Source organism: Burkholderia diffusa (genome assembly GCF_001718315.1).
GTDB classification, from domain to species: domain Bacteria; phylum Pseudomonadota; class Gammaproteobacteria; order Burkholderiales; family Burkholderiaceae; genus Burkholderia; species Burkholderia diffusa_B.
Genome location: NZ_CP013363.1, coordinates 2280683 through 2299263 on the forward strand (window position 1 = coordinate 2280683; position 18581 = coordinate 2299263).

The window sequence follows — 18581 nt, forward strand, 5'->3', positions numbered from 1 at the left end:
GCGCCTCCAACGGCACCGCGCCGGCTTGTCGCCCATGTTGCATCGCGGCCGGCGCCTGCCGGCCGCGGTCGTTTGCAGCGGCGGCCATGCCGCGCATCCCGCCGCGATGCGCGCGGTCACATCTGCGCGATGACGCCGATGATCCGGTGACGCACGTTGCCGAGCTTGATCCGGGTCGTCTCGATCTGCTGTTGCGCGCCCGCACGCACGCGTGCGTTCGCCTCGCCGCCGAGAATCTGCCCGAGCACGTCGCGATCGACCACTGCATCGAAAAACCGGCCGACGGTGATCGTTGCCGACTGCTTCGCGGTCAGAAGCGCGCTGTTGGCCTGCATCAACGCCTCGGTGCGCTGGCTCGCGTCGCCCTCGTCGATATTGCGGCGATGCTCGAGCGCGAACACCAGCGCTTCCATGTCCTGCCGGAATCGGCGCACGGCGAGGCCGAACATGAGCGAATGCGCGTCGGAGCCCGTGACGGGCCGCCCCTGGTTGATGGTCATGTCGAATTCGCTGCCGCCCAGGTCGCGCTGGAATTCCAGCAGCGCATTCGCGAGCACGCGCCCTTCGCTGTACTGGCCGATCCGGCTGCGGACCGAATGCGCGACGTCGCCGATCGCCTTCCACAATCCGGCGGCGAACAGGTGGTCGCCGCGTTTGCTGATGTTCATCGGATGGCTTCCTTTTGGAATTTTGTAGTCTCTCAGGCACGCCTGCGGACCGGGCGGCCCGAGGCCCCGCTACTGTAGGAGAAATTCCGGCGACGCGGAAGCCATCATGAAAAAAGCGGGGGCTGCCTGCCGGCCGCCCCCGCCTTCATTCCCCGGGCAAGCGGCCCGGCTTCGCGCCGCGCCGCCGCACCGTCACTCCGCCTTCCCGTCGCGCAGCCGCGGAATGTCGAGCGGATTGCTTTCCTGCAGCCCTTCGGGCAGCAGGTCGTCCGGGAAGTCCTGATAGCACACGGGCCGCAGGAAACGGTCGATCGCGGTCGCGCCGACCGACGTGACGGCCGGGTTCGACGTCGCCGGGAACGGCCCGCCGTGCACCATCGCGTCGCACACTTCGACGCCGGTCGGGTAGCCGTTGACGAGCAGGCGCCCGGCCTTGCGCTCGAGGATCGGCAGCAGGCGGCGCGCGAGCGGCTTGTCGCCGGCGTCGATCTGCAGCGTGGCCGTCAGTTGGCCCTCGAGTGCGTCGAGCACGCGTGCGACTTCGTCGAGATCACGGCAGCGCACGATCAGCGATGCCGGCCCGAACACTTCGTGGCTGAACGCCGGCTCGGCCAGGAACGCCTGAGCGGCAACTTCGTACAGCGCGCCGCCCGCCTGGCATTCGGTCTGCGCCGCCTCGCCCGCGCCGATTTCGCGCACGCCCGGCAGTTCGGCCAGCTTGCCGCGACCGTTGCGATACGCGTCGGCGATCCCGCGCGTCAGCATCACGCCTGCCGGCTTCTTCGCGAGCGCCTGCGCCGCGACGGACTCGAAGCGGTCGAGATCGGGGCCGTCAACCGCCAGCACGAGGCCCGGGTTCGTACAGAACTGGCCGGTGCCGAGCGTCAACGAATCGACGAAGCCGGTCGCGATCGCGTCGCCGCGCGCGGCCAGCGCAGCCGGGAACAACACGACCGGGTTGATGCTGCTCATTTCCGCATAGACCGGAATCGGCTGCGGACGCGCGTTCGCAAGCTGCACGAGCGCCATGCCGCCCTGCCGCGACCCGGTGAAGCCGACGGCCTGCACCGCCGGATGGCTGACGAGCGCCGCGCCGATCACGCGGCCGGGGCCGATCAGCAACGAGAACACGCCGGCCGGCATCCCGCATTTCGCCACCGCCGCGCGGATCGCCCGGCCGACCAGCTCGGACGTGCCGAGGTGCGCCTCATGGGCCTTCACGATCACCGGGCAGCCGGCCGCGAGTGCCGACGCGGTGTCACCGCCGGCCACCGAGAACGCGAGCGGGAAGTTGCTCGCGCCGAACACCGCGACGGGCCCGAGCCCGACCTTCTGCAGCCGCAGGTCCGAGCGCGGCAGCGGTGTGCGCGCGGGCTGCGCGGGATCGATCGACGCGGCGAGGAAGCGGCCGTCGCGCACGACGCGCGCGAACAGCCGGAGCTGACCGACGGTGCGGCCGCGCTCGCCCTGCAGCCGCGCGACGGGCAGGCCCGTTTCGGCGTGTGCGCGCTCGATCAGCGCGTCGCCGAGCGCGACGATTTCATCGGCGATCGCTTCGAGAAACGCCGCACGTGCCGCGAGCGGCTGCGCGCGGTACGCGTCGAAGGCGTCGCGCGCGAGCTCGCACGCGCGCTCGACGTCGGCCTGCGTCGCGACGCCGAAGGCCGGCGCATCGATCGGCGCGCCCTTCGTCGGGTCGAACGCGTGCAAGGTACCGGCCGAGCCGGCTACCGCGTCGGCGCCGATCAGCATCTCTCCAGTCAGTTGCATGGGATGTGCTCCGTGGTTCGGGAATGATTCGCTCATTGTAGCCCAACAGATATGATGTCTGCCGACGATGGCTCTTAATTCACGCATGGCGTGCGCAGGGCTGCCGCTCGCCGCAGATCCTTACCCATCGGGCATAAGCACACATTCTTACCCTTTTTGGTCAGCTTTCAAAGGGAAAACCCGATGTTTCCACATTCTGAGAGCCGACATAAACTTTCAGTCATGTCATACGACGACGCACTACATGAACGTGCCTAATCAGACTCCCTCCCGCGATCTTCCGATCGACCTCGCCGGCAGCGCGCGCCGCACCGCCGTGCGCTACTGGATCCTGGCGATGCTGTTCGTCGTCACGACGCTCAACTATGCGGACCGCGCGACGCTGTCGATCACCGGCACGCCGATCCGCAAGGCTTTCGGCATCGATCCGGTGACGATGGGCTACATCTTCTCGGCATTCAGCTGGGCGTACGTGCTCGCGCAATTGCCGAGCGGCTGGCTGCTCGACCGCTTCGGCGCGCGCCGCGTGTATGCGACCAGCATCTTCCTGTGGTCGGCGTTCACGCTGCTGCAAAGCACGATCGGCCTCGGCGGCAGCGCCGCGTTCGCCGTGACCGCGCTGTTCGTGATGCGCTTCGCGGTCGGCATCGCCGAAGCGCCCGCGTTTCCCGCGAACGCGAAGGTCGTCGCGAGCTGGTTCCCGACCGCCGAGCGCGGCACGGCGTCGGCGATCTTCAATGCCGCGCAGTATTTCGCGGCGGTGGTGTTCTCGCCGCTGATGGCGTGGCTCACGCATGCGTATGGCTGGCATCACGTGTATCTGTGGCTCGGGCTCGCCGGCATCGCGCTCGCGTTCCTGTGGCTGCGCGTGATGAAGGATCCGGCCGACCATCCGGCGGTGAACCGCGCGGAACTCGAGCACATCGAGCAAGGCGGCGGCCTCGTGCGCACCCCTGGCCGACCGACGCCGGCGCGCGGCGCCGGCGCAGCGTCGGCGGTTGAAGGCAGCCGCGTCGCGGGCTGGTACTACGTGCGCCAGCTGCTGTCGAACCGGATGCTGCTCGGCGTCTACCTCGGCCAGTACTGCGTGAACGTGCTTACGTACTTCTTCCTCACGTGGTTCCCGATCTACCTCGTGCAGGCGCGCGGGATGTCGCTGCTGAAGGCCGGTTTCATGACGTCGCTGCCGGCGATCTGCGGGTTCCTCGGCGGCGTGCTCGGCGGGATGCTGTCGGACATGCTGATTCGCCGCGGCGTGTCGCTGACGCTCGCGCGCAAGATTCCGATCGTCGGCGGAATGCTGCTGTCGATGGCCATCATTGGGTGCAATTACGTCGACAGCGAAGCGCTCGTGATCGTGCTGATGGCCGTGTCGTTCTTCGGCAAGGGAATCGGCTCGCTCGGCTGGGCCGTCGTCGCGGACACGGCGCCGAAGGAAGCGATCGGCCTGTCGGGCAGCCTGTTCAACATGTTCGGCAACACGGCCGGCATCGTCGCGCCGATCGCGATCGGCTATCTGGTCGGCGCGAGCGGTTCGTTCAACGGCGCGCTCGTGTTCGTCGGGTTGAACGCGCTCGTCACGGTATTGAGCTATCTGGTGATCGTGAAGGACATCAAGCGCGTCGAGCTGCGTCATCGCGATGCGTGACCTTCCGGGGAAATAGCGGGAAGACGACGGCGGCCGCGGTGAGCGGCCGCCGTTTTTACATCGCTCAGGCCGCCGAATGCGCGACGCGCAGCATGTCGTGCACGCCGGACGTCATCAGCGCGAGAAACGCGAGCAGGCCGACGTAGAAAAGCGCGTAGGTCGTTTTCGTCTCGACCGATGTCGTGTAGTACGCACGGTTCTCCGGCGCGTCCGGATCGTAGCGCCAGGCGCGCTTCAACTGCGGCAGCGCGAGGATCGCCATCACGATCAGGAGCGGGCTCGGCCGGTATGCGAACAGCGCGATCAGCACGGGCACGCCCGCGAACCAGATGCGCGGCGACAGCACCGCCGTGATGCGGCCGCCGTCGAACGGCGACAACGGAATCATGTTGAACAGGTTCAGGAAGAAGCCCGTATAGGCGAGCGCGAGCAGGAGGTTGCTGTCGTAGTGCCGCGCGGCCGCGTAGCAGGCCAGCGCGCCGAGCGTGCCGACGAACGGCCCGGCCAGCCCGACGTACGCTTCGGTTTCGGCGTCGTGCGGCATCTCCTTCAGCTGGATCCACGCGCCGACGAACGGAATGAACGTCGGCAGCCCGACGTCGAGCCCACGCCGCTGCGCGGCCACGTAATGGCCGGCTTCGTGAACCAGCAGCAGCGCGACGAAGCCCGCCGCGAAGCGCCATCCGTAGAACAGCGCGTAGACCGCGATCGACGCCAGCATGGTGCCCGCCGACATGAGCACCTTGCCGAGCTTCAGGCCGCCGAAGATCAGCAGCAGCAGCTTCGTCATTCCTTGCGCTCCGTGCCGGACACGGCGGCTGCGCCGGTCGCGTCGGCGACGACCGGCACGGCCGCCGGCTTCGGCTTGCGCCCGAAGAAGCGCTTCAGCGCCGCGCCGCCCGCCAGCAACGCGACCGCGCCGATCTTGAAGAACTTCACGGCGAACGCGCCGAGCAGCGCGAGCAGCCCGAGCTTCTTCGCGCCGACGCCGACGATCAGCGCCGCGAGCCCGTACTCGGCGACGTGGTCGGTCGACTTGTTGAAATCAGCGTAGCGCTTGCCGTCGTTGAAGCGAATGTTCGCGAGCAGGTCGTCGGCCGACGCCTTGTACTTCGGCAGATCGGCGAGCGTCGACGCCATCGTCAGCGACAGGTAGCCGTCGCGGCCAAGCACGAGCGTCCGGTAGTTCACGCCGTCGCTCTGTGCGTTCGCGGCCACGCCCTTGTCGCGGATGATCGCGGACCACACGAGCCGGTGCGTGGCGGCGTCGTACACGGGCGCCTGCGCCCAGCCGACCACCTCGGTCTCGGGCAGCCCGCGTTCCTTGCGCGCCGGGTTGTTTTCCTCGGTGCCGGCTTGCAGGCTCTTCAGCAATTCTTCGGGTTTCCAGTCCTTCGCGTCGTCGTCGCGGATGTAGCCGCTCGGCTCGAACGACACGACCGAAATCCAGTCGGCATCCGGGTCCTCAGGCAGCACGAGGCCGACCAGTTTCGATTCGTCGATCGAGTTGCCCATCGAGCGCAGGTAGCGGCCGGCTTCGGCGGCCGGCACGAACGATTCGCCTTCCTTCAGCTTCAGCACGGCTTCGTGCTTGACATCGATATCGGCCGGCCCGTTCACGACGGCCTTGTTGGCGGCGGCTGCTGCGGCTCTCATTTCGACCTGCGCGGCTTCGGTCTGCGCATGGCCGTTGATTGCGGCGAGCGCAAGCATCGCCATGCAGGCGACGCGGAGGGCGAGTTTTTTCATTTTGGATTCCCCTGGAATGCCTTGTTGTGAATGTGCGCGGCATCCGGCCCGGGCGCGGTGGTCGCCGGTCCGATGTCGCCTCTCAGGTGGCACGAGGGCTATGGTAACGCAGCGTCGGGGCGCATCCTGGCAAGAAATGCGGGGCGGAAGGCAGCCTCGGGCGGCAGCGGCGGGCGCCGGCGATGCGCACCGATCCGGAATGCTTACCTCACAGGTAATGCCCGTTGCACGCGGGATTGCCTATCATCCTCGTCATGAACTCGACCGCCGCCCTTCAATCGCTCCCCCCGTCCGCCGGCCGTGTGTCCGGCATCGGCTCGCTGCTGCGCACCTGGCGTCAACGCCGACGCCTGAGCCAGATGGCCCTCGCCCTTGAGGCCGAGGTGTCCGCGCGACACCTGAGCTTCGTCGAATCGGGGCGCGCGCAGCCGAGCCGGGAGATGGTGCTGCATCTCGCCGAGCGCCTCGACGTGCCGCTGCGCGAGCGCAATGCGCTGCTCGTCGCGGCCGGCTACGCGCCGCTGTTTCGCGAGCGCCCCTTCTCAGATCCGCAGCTCGATGCGGCACGGCACGCGGTCGAAGCCGTGCTGCGCGGCCACGAACCGTACCCGGCACTCGCGGTGGATCGCCACTGGACGCTGCTCGCGGCGAACCGGATGCTCGGCGCGCTCGTTGCGCAGGCCGCTCCGGCGCTCTTGCAGCCACCCGTCAACGTGCTGCGCCTGAGTCTGCATCCTGACGGTCTCGCGCCGCAGATCGTCAACTGGCACGAATGGCGTGCGCATATCCTGCACCGGCTGCAACGGCAGATCGACGCGAGCGGCGACCGCACGCTGCATGCGCTGCGCGACGAACTCGCCGCCTATCCGGCACCCGCCGGCCAGCCCGACGACACGCACGCACGCGGCGACTACGCGGACATCGCGGTGCCGCTGCAGCTGCGCACGGCCGCCGGCGAACCGACGTTCTTCAGCACGACGACGGTGTTCGGCACGCCGGTCGACGTCACGCTGTCGGAACTCGCGATCGAGGCGTTTTTCCCGGCGAACCCGGAAACGGTGGACGCGATGCGCGCGCTGGCGGATACGCTGCCGGCTCGGTGAGCATCGTCAACGACGCTCGAACGCCAGCTTCACGCCCAGCCCCAGGAGCACCGCGCCGCTCGCCCGGTGCATGCGGGTCAGGATGCGCGGATTGCGCCGGATCGACGTCGATAGCAGGCCGGCGAACAGCGCGACCGGCCCCTTGACGAGAAACGTCAGGCCGGCAAACGTCGTGCCGAGCACGAACAACGAAAGCATCGGATGCGTGGCGCCCCCGGGGACGAACTGCGGCAGAAACGCGAGATAGAACAGCGCGACCTTCGGATTCGACACGTTGGACAGCGCGCCTTGCGCGAACGTACGCAACCCGGACGCCGGCGCGTCGCGGCCGCTCGCGAGCGTCAGCTCGCCGGACGAACGCAGCAGGGTGATGCCGAGGTACAGCAGGTACAGCGCGCCGATCATCTTCAATGCAGTGAACAGCCATTCGGATGCCTGAAGAAGCGCGCCAAGGCCGAGCGTCGCGAGCATCGTATGCACGAGCAGCCCGACGCTGACACCCGCCGCGGTCACGAGGCCCGCCCGCGTGCCGCCGGACAGCGTGCGCGACATCACGAGCACCATGTCCTGGCCCGGCGTCAGAATGATCAGAAGGGAGGTGGCCGTGAACGGCACCCAGGCTACGTGCGGCATCGGGATTCTCCTGAAAAGCGGCGCGGGGGCGGACGGGCGGGAATCGCACACGCCTGCGGGGCCGGGCAGTCATCCGATTATCGGCAACTTGCCGTGGAGAATGGCTGCGAAGTTGGCTATTTTTGATGTGCGATTTGGCGTTATTCTCCAGCATCGACATCATCGGTAGCCAAAAATGCCAATCAAACTGGACGCCATCGATCGGCGCATCTTGCGTGCACTGCAACGAAACTCGAACCAGACGAATGCCCAGGTCGCCGAGGAGGCGGGCCTCTCGCCCACGCCCTGCCTGCGCCGCGTTCGCCTGCTCGAGGAACAGGGCGTCATCGACGCGTACGTCGCCCTGCTGAACCCGGCGGCCGTCGAGCTGCGATTCACGGCATTCGTGCGCGTCACGCTGGAGCGTCAGGACAAGACGACCGTCGAACGCTTCGCGCGCGAGATGGAGCAAGCGCCCCAGGTGCTCGAATGCCATCTGATGGCCGGCAGCTACGACTATCTGCTGCGCGTCATCGCGAAGGATCTGGACGACTATCAGCGCTTTCAGATGGAGACGCTCACGCAGATCGAAGGCGTACGCAACGTCGAAACCGAGATTCCGCTGAAGCGCATCAAGCAGACGGTACGTCTGCCAATCTAGGCATGCGGCCGAGCACATGGAAATGGCTGGCGCCCGCCCGCCGGGCAAATCCGCGCCTGTCCTGACAGCGCGGTCGAACGTCACGCGCCCGCGTGAGCGAGTCGCACCGCATTACCGTCGCCGCATCGTGCGCGTCGCCGACCGAATTTCCCCCGAAACATAGCGTTCAGCCGCCGCGGCAAACATGGACGCGGCCGAGGCCAATCACAATGCGTCGTCGCGGCCCGAGCTTCGGACTTCGAAGTGCCGATGTGGCCGCGATCGAAGCACGTAGTCGCGATTCATGCGCGGTTGCCACCGATTCGAGATCGACGAACGTTCTATTTGATTAGTACAGCTTTCATTTTTTCGACGAGCTGGCAACACCCGTCATAAAACGGACACGAACGATTCGATCGGCATATCGCGCACGGACCGTGCAAAACACAACACGTCTTTTACATCGAGCCTGGGAACAACGAGATGAAGATTCAACGAGGGTTGGGACAATCGGCGCAAAGCGCCCCGGGGAAGTCGAAGGCGGCGCTTGCCGTCGCAGTCGCCGCCGCCATGGTCGCATTCACTGCCTCCGCGCCGGCGCGGGCCGACTATGTGCAGAACGGCACGTCGACCGACACGTCGGGCGGCTGCGTCGGCAACATCGCGATCTCGGGGAGCGGCACGTATCCGGCGAACGCAACGGGTTGCGACAACGTGGCGATCGGCACCGCAGCGGCGGCGAACTCCGGTTCGTCGACCGGCGCCTACAGCGAAACCGTCGCGATCGGCCGCATGGCCGGCGCGACCGGCACCCAGGCCACCGCGCTGGGCGGGAATGCCACCGCGACCGGCGACCATGCGACAGCGGTCGGCGCACTGTCGGGCGCAGTCGGGACCCAGGCGACGGCGGTCGGCGACAGCGCGGTCGCGAACGGCACAACCGCGTCGGCGTTCGGTCAGGGCGCATTTGCCGTCGACCAGTCCACTGCCGTCGGGCAAGGCGCGAGCGCGACCGCGACATTTTCGACGGCCGTCGGCAAGGGCAGCATTGCGGCCGGCGGTACCGCGCTCGGATTCCAGGCGAATGCCGGCGCCGGCGATGCCGTCGCACTCGGCATCGACAGCTCGGCATCCGCAATCGGCAGCGTCGCCATCGCCCGCGCGACGGCCTCCGCCGTGAATGCAGTCGCCATTGGCGAAGGCGCGAACGCCGCCGACGCGAACTCCGTTGCATTGGGCTCGAACGCAGCCACACGCGCGTTCACGACCGTGAGCAGCGTGACGCTCAACGGCGTCAGCTACAGCGGCTTCGCGGGCACGCCGGTCGGCGTGGTCAGCGTCGGCAGCGCGGGTGCCGAGCGGCAGATCGTGAATGTCGCGGCGGGCGCCATCAGCGCGACCAGCACCGACGCCGTGAACGGCTCGCAGCTGTTCTCCATTGCGAACCAGGTGTCGACGCTGACGGCGGACCTCGCATCGCTGACGACCACCGTCGGCAAGATTTCGTCGAGCGTTCCGAGCGGCACTGTGACGGACCCGACGGACACCGCGATCGGCACGAACACGTCGGTCACTGCAACCAACGGCACCGCGGTGGGCAACGGCTCGAACGTGTCGGGCGACAACGGTACGGCGGTCGGTGTGAATGCAACCGTCAGCGCGACGAACGGCACGGCAATCGGCACGAACTCGAAGGTCACCGCAACCAGCGGCACCGCGATTGGCACCGGTTCGAACGTATCCGGCACGGACTCCACCGCGATCGGCACGAACAGCCGCGCGAGCGCCAACAATGCCGTCGCGTTGGGCGCGAACTCGGTTGCGGATCGCGACAATACCGTGTCGATCGGCGCGCCCGGCGCCGAACGCCAGCTGACCAACGTGGCCGACGGCACCGCACCGACGGACGGCGTCAACGTGCGTCAGCTGAACGGCGCGATCAATTCGGTTCGCGAGGAAATGTCGAAGTACCGCAAGGATGCGGATGCGGGCACGGCGAGCGCGATTGCGATGGCCAACCTGCCGCAGGCCGTGCTGCCGGGCGAGAAAGTCGTGGCGCTCGGCGGCGGCACGTACGGCGGCCAAAGCGCGATGGCGGTCGGCTTGTCGGTCGCGACGACGAAATGGCTCGTCAAAGGCTCAATCACGACGGCGGTGTCGGGCCACGGCTCATTCGGCGCGGGTGCGGGTGTCGGCTATCGCTGGTAAGCGACACCGGCTGAGCAGCGTCGGCGGATGGTTTGCCGACGCTGCTCAGCTATGTATACAGCGACGCCAGCGGCAATTCCCCCGTCAACGCGAACCGGCCGGCGTCACGCAGCCGGTAGTCGAGCGGATCGTGCAGCGTATGCGTGCGCGCGTTGCGCCAGAAGCGGTCGAGGCCGAGCGATGCGGCCGTGGCGCGCGCGCCGCACGCATCGAACAGCGCCTCGCCATTGTCGAGCGCCGCACGCTGCGCAACGATCTTCGCGTCCGACACCGCGAGCGCCGCTTCCGCGCGTTCGTCGGCCGTCAGCGCATCGCCCCGCGCCCATGCGCGCTGCAACGCGACAGCCGCGCGATCGGCGAGCGACGACGCCGCAACCGCCTGCACGCGCATGTCGCCGAAGCGCTGCAGCGTATAGGGATCGTCGCTCGCCCGCGCAACGCCCGAGTTGATCCACGGCCGGCCGTGCGCCAGCACGTAGTCACGCGCCTCGGCCAGCGCGCCTTCCGCAAGCCCGACGAACAGGTTCGTCAGCACGAGCTGCGATACCAGCGTGCGCAGCGTCGCGCGCGGCGTCGGCGGCGTCTCCGAGCGGTGCAGCACTTCATCGGGCGCGAGCACGACGCCGTCGAAGCGCACGCTGCCGCTATCGGTCTGGCGCTGGCCGATCGGGTCCCAGTCCGCATCGACCGTGATCCCGTCCCGATCAGTCGGCACCACGCCAAACACGGCGCGACCCGTTTCCGGATCGTGCGCGGACACGGTCATCCGCTGCGAGCCGCGCGTGCCCGAGCAGAAACCCTTCACGCCGTCGAGCCGATAGCCGCCGTCCGGCGTCGCGGTTGCCAGCAGCCGCGTATCGAGCGGATTGACCGCGTTGCCCCACCACCAGCGATGCTCGACCGTGCCGCGCAGATAGCGTTCGCGCTGCGCCGCGCTACCCCATACATCGACACTCACCACCTGCAGGGCCTGGAATCCGACCAGATGCGCAAGTGCGCTGTCGACGCGCGCGATGCGCCGGATCGCGTCGTAGATCGCCGGCCAGGCGGTTTCCTGTCCGCCGAACTCGCGCGGCACCGCGAGCGTCAGCAGTCCCGCATCGGCGAGCCGCCGCTTTTCGTCGGCTGCATGGCCGCCCACGCGATCGCGCTCGGCAGCCGTCGCCCGCAGTGCGTCGATCGTGTGCGCCAACGCGTCAGCGTCGATCGCGCCGGCACCAGGATCCGGCGCAAACGTCGCCGGACTGCGCGGGTCGTTCATGCTACGGCTCCCTCCACAATGGTTTCTCGCGCAACGACTTGCTCCGACAACGGCACCAGCACATCGAGCCGCCGGCCGGTCAGCCGCGACAGGATCTCGCGACGCCAGTCGTCGTAGATCGCGCGGTATTCGGCGATATCCGCACCGAACACATGCTCGGTATGCGCATACTCGGCGTGCAGATACCCGTCGAGCCGTGCCTGCGTTTCCTCGTCGGCCGCGATCACGCGATCGATCAGCGCGTCGCGCTCGGCGGCCGGCAGCGCCTTCAACGTGTCGAACCACCACTGGACGATCTGCACGCGATGCCATTCCTCGTCCGGGCGAATCCGGTTCTCGCCATGTTCGCGCATCGCGCCGTCGGCGATGCGGCCGGTCTTGCGCTGGATCCACAGCTTCGCGAGGATGTGCAATTCGTAGTGCCATTCGAATGCGAGAAAGCCCGCGATGTCGCGCACCGCGATATCGCCGATGCGTTCCCAGTGCGCGGCGACGAGCCGCTCGACTTCGGGCAGCGGATCGCGGCCCGTCAGTTCGGTCACGCGTTCGCGACCGATCACGGCATGCGCGCCGTCATCGCCGAGCTGGCGCGACAGGATCAGCTGGAAATGCGGGTCGTCCCGGAACAGTGTGTCGATCGCCTTCGCGACAACCTGCACGATGAACAGGTCGTGCGACGCCATCTTGGTGTAGTAGTCGGCGACGGCCGCCAGTTCGTCCTCGCCGCGCGGCTCGCGCGGCGGTGTCGCCAGCTTGTCCGGGAAGCCTGGACGATGGCGTCGCGCGACGTCAAGAAACAGTGCTTCCTCGAATTGTCCGTTCCATTCGCGCGGCGCGCCGGTAGGGATGGTCATGGGTATCGTTCTCTCAGGGTCTTCAATGAAAGGAGCCGGCGCTCGTGGCGCCGCTCAGGTACGCCGGGTCACGCGTCGGACCAGGCGGTCGCCCGTGATTTGCACGGCCGAAACGAGTGCGATCAGGATCACGATCACGGTCGCCATGACGGTGGTGTCGAAGCGCTGGTAGCCGTAGCGGATCGCGAGATCGCCGAGCCCGCCTGCGCCGACGGCGCCCGCCATCGCGGTCGAGCCGATCAGTGCGACGACGGTGATCGTGAAGCCGCCGAGCATGCCGGGCAGCGCCTCGGGCAGCAGCACGTGCCACACGATATGACGGCGTTTCGCGCCCATCGCGAGCGCGGCCTCGATCAGCCCGCGATCGACTTCGCGCAGGCTCACTTCGGCAATTCGCGCGAAGAACGGAATCGCTGCGATCGACAGCGGCACGACGGCCGCCCACACGCCGATGGTCGTGCCGATCAGCACGCGCGTGAACGGCAGCAGCGCGACGAGCAGGATGATGAACGGCGTCGAGCGGAACACGTTGACGAGCGCGCCGAGCACCGCGTTCACGCCGCGCCGCGCGTAGATGCCGCCGGGCGCGGTCGTCACGAGAATCACCGCGAGCGGGATTCCGATCAGCGCGGCGATCGCGGCCGATGCGGCGACCATCGACAGCGTGTCGCGGATCGCGTCGAGCAGTTCGGGCCACCAGAGTTCAAACATAGCCGAGCACCTCCGCGTGGTTCGCATGGCGGCGTGCGCGCTCGAGCAGTGCCGCGACCGCGCCGCCACGTGCCGGCGACTGCGCCGCGTCATCCGCGCGCGGCGCCGCCGCGATCACGAGACGCCCCTGCGCATGCCCCTGGATCCGCTCGATCCCGCCGTGCAGGAAGCGCACTGCCCCGCCGAGCTCCGCCGCGAGCGCGCCGACGTCGGGCTCGCCGCCGCTCTCGCCCGTATAGCGGACGTCGAGCACGACTTGCGCGCCGTCGGGCAGCGCGGCCAGCTCGGGCAACGGCCGCACGCGTGCAGCCAGTTCGGCAGGCAAGTCGTGCACGAGCGTGCTGAGCAGCGCGCGCGTCGCGCCGTGACGCGGATCGCCGAACACGCGCCACACCGGGCCCGTTTCGACGACCTCGCCCTGCTCGATCACCGCAACCGTGTCACACACTGCGCGGATCACCTCCATCTCGTGCGTGATCAACACGATGGTGAGCCCGAGACGGCGATTGATGTCGGCGAGCAGCGCGAGGATCGATTGCGTCGTCTCGGGATCGAGCGCCGATGTCGCCTCGTCGCACAACAACACTTCCGGGTCGTGCACCAGCGCCCGCGCGATGCCCACGCGCTGCTTCTGGCCGCCGGACAGGCTCGCCGGATACGCGTCGCGCTTCGCCGCGAGCCCGACGAGGTCGAGCAACGCATCAACCTTCCGCGTGCGCTCCGCCTTCGGCACGCCGGCGATCTTCAGCGGCAGCGCGACGTTCTCGAACACCGTCTTCGCCGACAGCAGGTTGAAATGCTGGAACACCATCCCGGTACGGCGGCGCAGTGCGACGAGCCCGTCCTCGTCGAGCGCGCCGACGTCGACGTCCTGCACGCGCACGCTGCCCGAACTCGGACGTTCGAGACCGTTGACTAGCCGCAGCAGCGTCGACTTGCCGGCACCGCTGCGGCCAATGATGCCGAACACCTCGCCGCGCCGAACCTCGAGCGTCACGTCGCGCAGCGCGGCGGCCTGGCCGCGCGGCGTCGCGAATACCTTGCCGACATGCGCGAACGACACGGCGACACCGTCGGTGCGTGCGCCCGCTTCATCATGCGCCGCATGTGCGTGCGCGCCTGCGCCGGCCCGCACGGCCGACGCCTCGATGAACCCCAGCGTATCGAACAGTTGCGTCATCGCTTCGCTCCGTCACGTTCATGCATGCGCGGGATGCGCGGGTTCCGTCACGGGCACGGCGGCAGGCCGATGCTGCGCGCCCGTGTGCCAGGCCGGCAGCCGCGCGCCGTCGCCGAACAGCTTCTCGCGCAGCGTCGGCGCCGGATCGTAGTCTTCCTTGTAGATGCCGCGGCTCTGCAGTTCCGGTACGACCCAGTCGACGAAATCCTCGAACGACTCGGGCATCACGGTGCGCGTCAGGTTGAAGCCGTCGATGCCCGTCTCGTCGATCCATGACTGCAGTTCGTCGGCGACCTGCGACGGCGAGCCGACGATCGGCGCATAGCGCCCGCCGAGCGACATCTGTTCGAGCATCCGTCGCACGGTCCACGTGCCGCTCGTGCTCTTCTTCGAAATCGCGTCGACGGCCGACTGGATCGAATCGGTCTTCACGTACGAGATCGGTTCGTCGAGACCGTACTTCGCGAAGTCGATGCCGGTCGAGCTCGCGAAATGCGCGAGACCGGCTTCCGGGCTCGCGTAGCGCCGGTATTCGTCGAACTTTTCGCGTGCGAGAAGTTCGGTCTCGGCGGTCACGACGCTCACGCCGGCAAAAATCCTGATCGATGCAGGATCGCGCCCCTGCCGTGCGGCGGCCGCACGAATGTCGAGCGCGGCCGCGCGCGCGGCGGCCTTGCTCTGCCCGTTCACGAACACGCATTCCGCATGCCGTCCCGCGAACTCGACGCCGCGCGCGGACGAACCGGCCTGGTACAGCACCGGCGTGCGCTGCGGCGACGGCTCGCTCAGGTGGATCGCGTCGACCGAATAGAACGGCCCGTCGTGCTTCACGCGCCGCACCTTGCCCGGCTGCGCGAACACGCGTGCGTGCGCATCGCGGATCACCGCATCGTCGTCCCAGCTCTGTTCCCACAGCTTGTAGACGACTTCCATGTAGTCGTCCGCGCGTTCGTAGCGGTCATCGTGGCCGATCTGCCGCGCGAGGCCCATCCCGCGCGCGGCGCTGTCCAGATAGCCGGTCACGATGTTCCAGCCGATGCGCCCCTTCGTCAGGTGGTCGAGCGTCGACATGCGGCGCGCGAACAGGTAAGGCGGCTCGTACGTCAGGTTCGCGGTCACGCCGAAGCCGAGATGTTGCGTGACCTGCGCCATCGCCGGCACGAGCAGCAACGGATCGTTCACGGGCACCTGCACCGATTCGCGCAGCGCTGCATCCGGGCCGCCGCCGAACACGTCGTATACGCCGACGATGTCCGCGAGAAAGATTCCGTCGAACTTGCCGCGTTCGAGCGTCTTCGCGAGATCGGCCCAGTAGTCGAGATCGGTGTAGTGCGCGGAGCGGTCGCGCGGATGCGTCCACAGCCCGTGGTTGATGTGCCCGACGCAGTTCATGTTGAACGCGTTGAGCAGGATCTTCTTGCGGTTCGTCGTCATGTCGCCTCCGTCACCACGCGATCGCGTACAGCGAGCCGAACGCGTTGTCGAGCGCCCGGCGCACCGCCGGCGAGTGCTGGTAGATCGCGATGAACTTGCGGATGCGCGCGTCGTTCACGCTCTCCGTCCGCACGACCCACTGGATCGCGAAATTCTTGTTCTCGGTGCCGTCGAACAGCAGCGCGCTGTTCGGGTCGGTCGTGCCGGCGAGCTTGATGAAGCTCGGGTAGCCCTGCGCGAGATCGACGTCGTCGAGTGAGCGCGCGAGCTGCGACGCCTCGAGCGGGATGATCTTCAGGTGCTTCGGGTTGGACACGATGTCGTGCGTCGTCGCGCGATAGTCGGCGCCCGGCTTCAGCGTGATGAGCCCCGCGCGCTGCAGCAGCAACAGCCCGCGCCCGCCGTTCACGGGATCGTTCGCGATCGCGACGCGTGCGCCGTCCTTCAGCTCGTCGAAGCGCTTCACCTTCTTCGAATAGAGGCCGATCTTCATGATCGTGCCGGGCGCGATCGATACGAAGTCGTAGCCGCCCTGCTTCTTCGCGTTCTCGAGAAATGGAATGTGCTGGAAGTAGTTGACGTCGATGTCCTTGTTCGCCAGCGCCGCATTCGGCGTATTCCAGTCGGTGAACTCGACGATCCGCACGTCGAGGCCCTGCGCCTTCGCCTCCTTCGCGGCGATCTTCAGCGCATCGATCTGCGGGCTCGTCGAGATGCCGACCTTCAGCGGCGCGGTGTCGGCGCGTGCGCCGTTCAGCATCGCGACGCCGAGCAACGCGGTTGCCAGCAGACGGGCCACGCGGCCGGAGGAAAAGCGGGCGGAAAAAACGGCATGCAGCATGGAAACCACTCTCCTGTCCAAAGACGGTATCGACGGATGAGCGACGCCGCGGCGAACGCGCGGGCGTTCTCCGGACGGTCGTCGTCGCATCGGAAAAGGATCAGCCGATGATAGAGAGCGGCAGGAAGGCGGTCTACGAAGCGATTGTGCGAAGAAAATCGCGCGCAGCGATATGGCGCTCGATCCGCCGGGGCGAGCGCCCGGCCGGCCCGTTGGCCGAAATCTCGGCCTGGCCGGCGGGCGAATTCCGAAATCTCGGCCAGCCTGTGGCGGGAACCCTTTCCGCAGACGAAACAAATCCCTTATGAATCAATGCATTGAAAATATTCCGGCAGGCCGGAATTCTGGCACGGGGGTTGCGTAATAGACGGCACACGATGCCGCGAAGCCATGCAGGCATTCCAACATCAGGAGACACGTCTTGCAGACCTCAATTCCTACCCAAACCCGCCCCGAGCCGATTGCCGAAGCCGGTCCCGCCACGCGCGAGCGCTTCTGGCCGGAAGGCTGGTGGAAGCTGATGGAAATCCGCGTCGGCATCATCCCGCTGCCGGTCTACGTGATCCTGTTCGGGCTGATCGTCGGCTTCGCGGTGACGGGCAAGGTGCCCGGCGAGATCTCGATGGCGATCGCCGTGCTCGCGTTCTTCGGCTTCACCTGCGCCGAGCTCGGCAAGCGCCTGCCGCTGTTGCGCAACATCGGCGCGGCCGCGATCTTCGCGACCTTCGTGCCGTCGGCGCTCACCTACTATCACGTGCTGCCGAAGCCGGTGCTGAACCTCACCGTCGAGTTCACGAAGTCGACGAACTTCCTGTACCTGTTCATCGCGTCGATCATCGTCGGCAGCATCCTGAGCATGGACCGGCGCGTGCTGATCCAGGGCTTCGTGAAAATCTTCATTCCGCTCGCCGCCGGTTCGGTCGCCGCCGCGATCGTCGGCACGGCGGTCGGCACCGCGCTCGGCCTCGGCGCGCGCCACACGCTCCTTTACATCGTCGTGCCGATCATGGCGGGCGGCGTCGGTGAAGGCGCGATTCCGCTGTCGATCGGCTATTCGGAACTGATGCACCTGCCGCAGGGCGAGATGTTCGCGATGGTGCTGCCGCCGGTGATGCTCGGCAGCCTGACCGCGATCATCCTGTCGGGCGCGCTCGACATGCTCGGCAAGCGCCTGCCTCATCTGACCGGCAACGGCCGCCTGCAGGTCGGCGAAAGCGGCGACATGACGCCGGAAAGCGAGGAAATCCGCGGCCACGTCGACGTCACGCACATCGCGGGCGCCGGCATCACGGCGATCACGCTGTACCTCGTCGGCCTGATGGCGCACAAGCTGTTCGGCCTGCCCGCGCCGGTCGCGATGCTGTTCCTCGCGGTGCTGGTGAAACTCGCGCGCGCGGTGTCGCCGCCGCTGCAGGAAGGCGCGTTCGTCGTCTACAAGTTCTTCTCGACCGCCGTCACGTATCCGCTGCTGTTCGCGATCGGCGTCGCGATGACGCCGTGGGACAAGCTGACCGCCGCTTTCACGATCGTCAACGTCGTCACGATCGTGTCGACCGTCGCGACGCTGATGGGCACGGGTTTCGTGGTCGGCCGCCTGCTGAAGATGTACCCTATCGACACCGCAATCGTGAACGCCTGCCACAGCGGGCAAGGCGGCACCGGCGACGTCGCGATCCTGACCGCCGCGAACCGGATGCAACTGATGCCGTTCGCGCAGATCGCGACGCGCATCGGCGGCGCGATCGTCGTCACGGTGACGCTGATCCTGGTCGCGCACTTCGGTTGACACGCCGCTGCGCGCACCGTCGCGCAGGCTGCTTCGCACGCGCCGCCGCCGGCCCTGCCGGCGCGCGGCGCGCGTCGTTGCGGACGGCCGGTTGCGGACGACCGGTTGCGGAGGGC

Annotated in this window: 16 protein-coding genes; 5 read left to right on the forward strand and 11 right to left on the reverse strand. The window is 67.6% G+C overall.

Annotation, left to right across the window (positions count from 1 at the left end; all coding sequences use genetic code 11):
- Nucleotides 1-116: 116 nt before the first annotated feature.
- On the reverse strand, nt 117-668 hold the full coding sequence (locus tag WI26_RS25395) for a hypothetical protein (RefSeq protein ID WP_059536632.1): 552 nt from the start codon (nt 666-668) through the stop codon (nt 117-119).
- A gap of 192 nt (nt 669-860) precedes the next feature.
- A complete protein-coding gene (locus WI26_RS25400) occupies nt 861-2438 on the reverse strand; it encodes an aldehyde dehydrogenase (NADP(+)) (protein ID WP_059467168.1) in 1578 nt (525 codons plus the stop codon).
- A 244-nt stretch (nt 2439-2682) separates the two neighbouring features.
- Between WI26_RS25400 and WI26_RS25405 the strand changes: the two genes are divergently transcribed.
- Nucleotides 2683-4086: an MFS transporter gene (locus WI26_RS25405; protein ID WP_167359261.1), complete on the forward strand. Its 1404-nt coding sequence runs from the start codon at nt 2683-2685 to the stop codon at nt 4084-4086.
- Between the two features lie 64 nt (nt 4087-4150).
- Here WI26_RS25405 and WI26_RS25410 read toward each other — a convergent pair whose 3' ends face one another.
- On the reverse strand, nt 4151-4876 hold the full coding sequence (locus WI26_RS25410; RefSeq protein WP_059508586.1) for a site-2 protease family protein: 726 nt from the start codon (nt 4874-4876) through the stop codon (nt 4151-4153).
- Complete coding sequence (locus WI26_RS25415) at nt 4873-5835, reverse strand: DUF2167 domain-containing protein (RefSeq protein ID WP_069227577.1); 963 nt, start codon at nt 5833-5835, stop codon at nt 4873-4875. Before WI26_RS25415 ends, WI26_RS25410 begins: the two co-directional genes overlap by 4 nt.
- Before the next feature lie 254 nt (nt 5836-6089).
- On the opposite strand from WI26_RS25415, the gene WI26_RS25420 reads away from it, so the two are divergent.
- Entirely contained in the window at nt 6090-6938 is an 849-nt protein-coding gene (locus tag WI26_RS25420; RefSeq protein WP_069227578.1) for a helix-turn-helix domain-containing protein, read from the forward strand.
- Between the two features lie 6 nt (nt 6939-6944).
- Here WI26_RS25420 and WI26_RS25425 read toward each other — a convergent pair whose 3' ends face one another.
- The gene (locus WI26_RS25425) at nt 6945-7571 is read right to left on the reverse strand and encodes a LysE family translocator (protein WP_069227579.1); all 627 of its coding nucleotides are present in this window, start codon (nt 7569-7571) and stop codon (nt 6945-6947) included.
- A 175-nt stretch (nt 7572-7746) separates the two neighbouring features.
- Here WI26_RS25425 and WI26_RS25430 point away from each other — a divergent pair, with 175 nt between their 5' ends.
- Entirely contained in the window at nt 7747-8211 is a 465-nt protein-coding gene (locus WI26_RS25430) for an Lrp/AsnC family transcriptional regulator (RefSeq protein ID WP_081334347.1), read from the forward strand.
- Between the two features lie 462 nt (nt 8212-8673).
- Entirely contained in the window at nt 8674-10398 is a 1725-nt protein-coding gene (locus WI26_RS25435; protein ID WP_069227580.1) for a YadA family autotransporter adhesin, read from the forward strand.
- A gap of 49 nt (nt 10399-10447) precedes the next feature.
- Here WI26_RS25435 and WI26_RS25440 read toward each other — a convergent pair whose 3' ends face one another.
- From WI26_RS25440 to WI26_RS25465, 6 genes are read right to left on the reverse strand one after another with little or no spacing between them, the layout of a single operon-like run.
- Complete coding sequence (locus WI26_RS25440; RefSeq protein WP_069227581.1) at nt 10448-11659, reverse strand: acyl-CoA dehydrogenase family protein; 1212 nt, start codon at nt 11657-11659, stop codon at nt 10448-10450.
- Nucleotides 11656-12513, reverse strand: a complete 858-nt coding sequence (locus WI26_RS25445; RefSeq protein ID WP_069227582.1) for a hypothetical protein — start codon at nt 12511-12513, stop codon at nt 11656-11658. The genes WI26_RS25440 and WI26_RS25445 overlap by 4 nt, the downstream gene beginning before the upstream one ends.
- A 54-nt stretch (nt 12514-12567) precedes the next feature.
- Entirely contained in the window at nt 12568-13224 is a 657-nt protein-coding gene (locus tag WI26_RS25450) for a methionine ABC transporter permease (protein WP_027781522.1), read from the reverse strand.
- A complete protein-coding gene (locus WI26_RS25455) occupies nt 13217-14404 on the reverse strand; it encodes a methionine ABC transporter ATP-binding protein (RefSeq protein ID WP_069227583.1) in 1188 nt (395 codons plus the stop codon). The genes WI26_RS25450 and WI26_RS25455 overlap by 8 nt, the downstream gene beginning before the upstream one ends.
- 18 nt (nt 14405-14422) lie before the next feature.
- Entirely contained in the window at nt 14423-15838 is a 1416-nt protein-coding gene (locus tag WI26_RS25460) for an LLM class flavin-dependent oxidoreductase (protein WP_069227584.1), read from the reverse strand.
- Between the two features lie 10 nt (nt 15839-15848).
- Nucleotides 15849-16679 carry a MetQ/NlpA family ABC transporter substrate-binding protein gene (locus tag WI26_RS25465; RefSeq protein ID WP_069227585.1) on the reverse strand — a complete coding sequence of 277 codons (831 nt, stop codon included), beginning with the start codon at nt 16677-16679 and terminating at the stop codon, nt 15849-15851.
- Nucleotides 16680-17100: 421 nt separating this feature from the next.
- Here WI26_RS25465 and WI26_RS25470 point away from each other — a divergent pair, with 421 nt between their 5' ends.
- On the forward strand, nt 17101-18465 hold the full coding sequence (locus WI26_RS25470; protein ID WP_059467179.1) for a 2-hydroxycarboxylate transporter family protein: 1365 nt from the start codon (nt 17101-17103) through the stop codon (nt 18463-18465).
- Nucleotides 18466-18581 lie beyond the last annotated feature (116 nt).

What these genes read in the sequence shown, in the direction of transcription:
- WI26_RS25430 (WP_081334347.1), top strand. Translation starts at nt 7,747, where the DNA reads ATGCCAATCAAACTGGACGCCATCGATCGGCGCATCTTGCGTGCACTG.
- WI26_RS25440 (WP_069227581.1), bottom strand. Translation starts at nt 11,659, where the DNA reads ATGAACGACCCGCGCAGTCCGGCGACGTTTGCGCCGGATCCTGGTGCC.
- WI26_RS25420 (WP_069227578.1), top strand. Translation starts at nt 6,090, where the DNA reads ATGAACTCGACCGCCGCCCTTCAATCGCTCCCCCCGTCCGCCGGCCGT.
- WI26_RS25395 (WP_059536632.1), bottom strand. Translation starts at nt 668, where the DNA reads ATGAACATCAGCAAACGCGGCGACCACCTGTTCGCCGCCGGATTGTGG.
- WI26_RS25405 (WP_167359261.1), top strand. Translation starts at nt 2,683, where the DNA reads ATGAACGTGCCTAATCAGACTCCCTCCCGCGATCTTCCGATCGACCTC.
- WI26_RS25450 (WP_027781522.1), bottom strand. Translation starts at nt 13,224, where the DNA reads ATGTTTGAACTCTGGTGGCCCGAACTGCTCGACGCGATCCGCGACACG.
- WI26_RS25435 (WP_069227580.1), top strand. Translation starts at nt 8,674, where the DNA reads ATGAAGATTCAACGAGGGTTGGGACAATCGGCGCAAAGCGCCCCGGGG.
- WI26_RS25460 (WP_069227584.1), bottom strand. Translation starts at nt 15,838, where the DNA reads ATGACGACGAACCGCAAGAAGATCCTGCTCAACGCGTTCAACATGAAC.
- WI26_RS25425 (WP_069227579.1), bottom strand. Translation starts at nt 7,571, where the DNA reads ATGCCGCACGTAGCCTGGGTGCCGTTCACGGCCACCTCCCTTCTGATC.
- WI26_RS25410 (WP_059508586.1), bottom strand. Translation starts at nt 4,876, where the DNA reads ATGACGAAGCTGCTGCTGCTGATCTTCGGCGGCCTGAAGCTCGGCAAG.
- WI26_RS25445 (WP_069227582.1), bottom strand. Translation starts at nt 12,513, where the DNA reads ATGACCATCCCTACCGGCGCGCCGCGCGAATGGAACGGACAATTCGAG.
- WI26_RS25400 (WP_059467168.1), bottom strand. Translation starts at nt 2,438, where the DNA reads ATGCAACTGACTGGAGAGATGCTGATCGGCGCCGACGCGGTAGCCGGC.
- WI26_RS25455 (WP_069227583.1), bottom strand. Translation starts at nt 14,404, where the DNA reads ATGACGCAACTGTTCGATACGCTGGGGTTCATCGAGGCGTCGGCCGTG.
- WI26_RS25415 (WP_069227577.1), bottom strand. Translation starts at nt 5,835, where the DNA reads ATGAAAAAACTCGCCCTCCGCGTCGCCTGCATGGCGATGCTTGCGCTC.
- WI26_RS25465 (WP_069227585.1), bottom strand. Translation starts at nt 16,679, where the DNA reads ATGCTGCATGCCGTTTTTTCCGCCCGCTTTTCCTCCGGCCGCGTGGCC.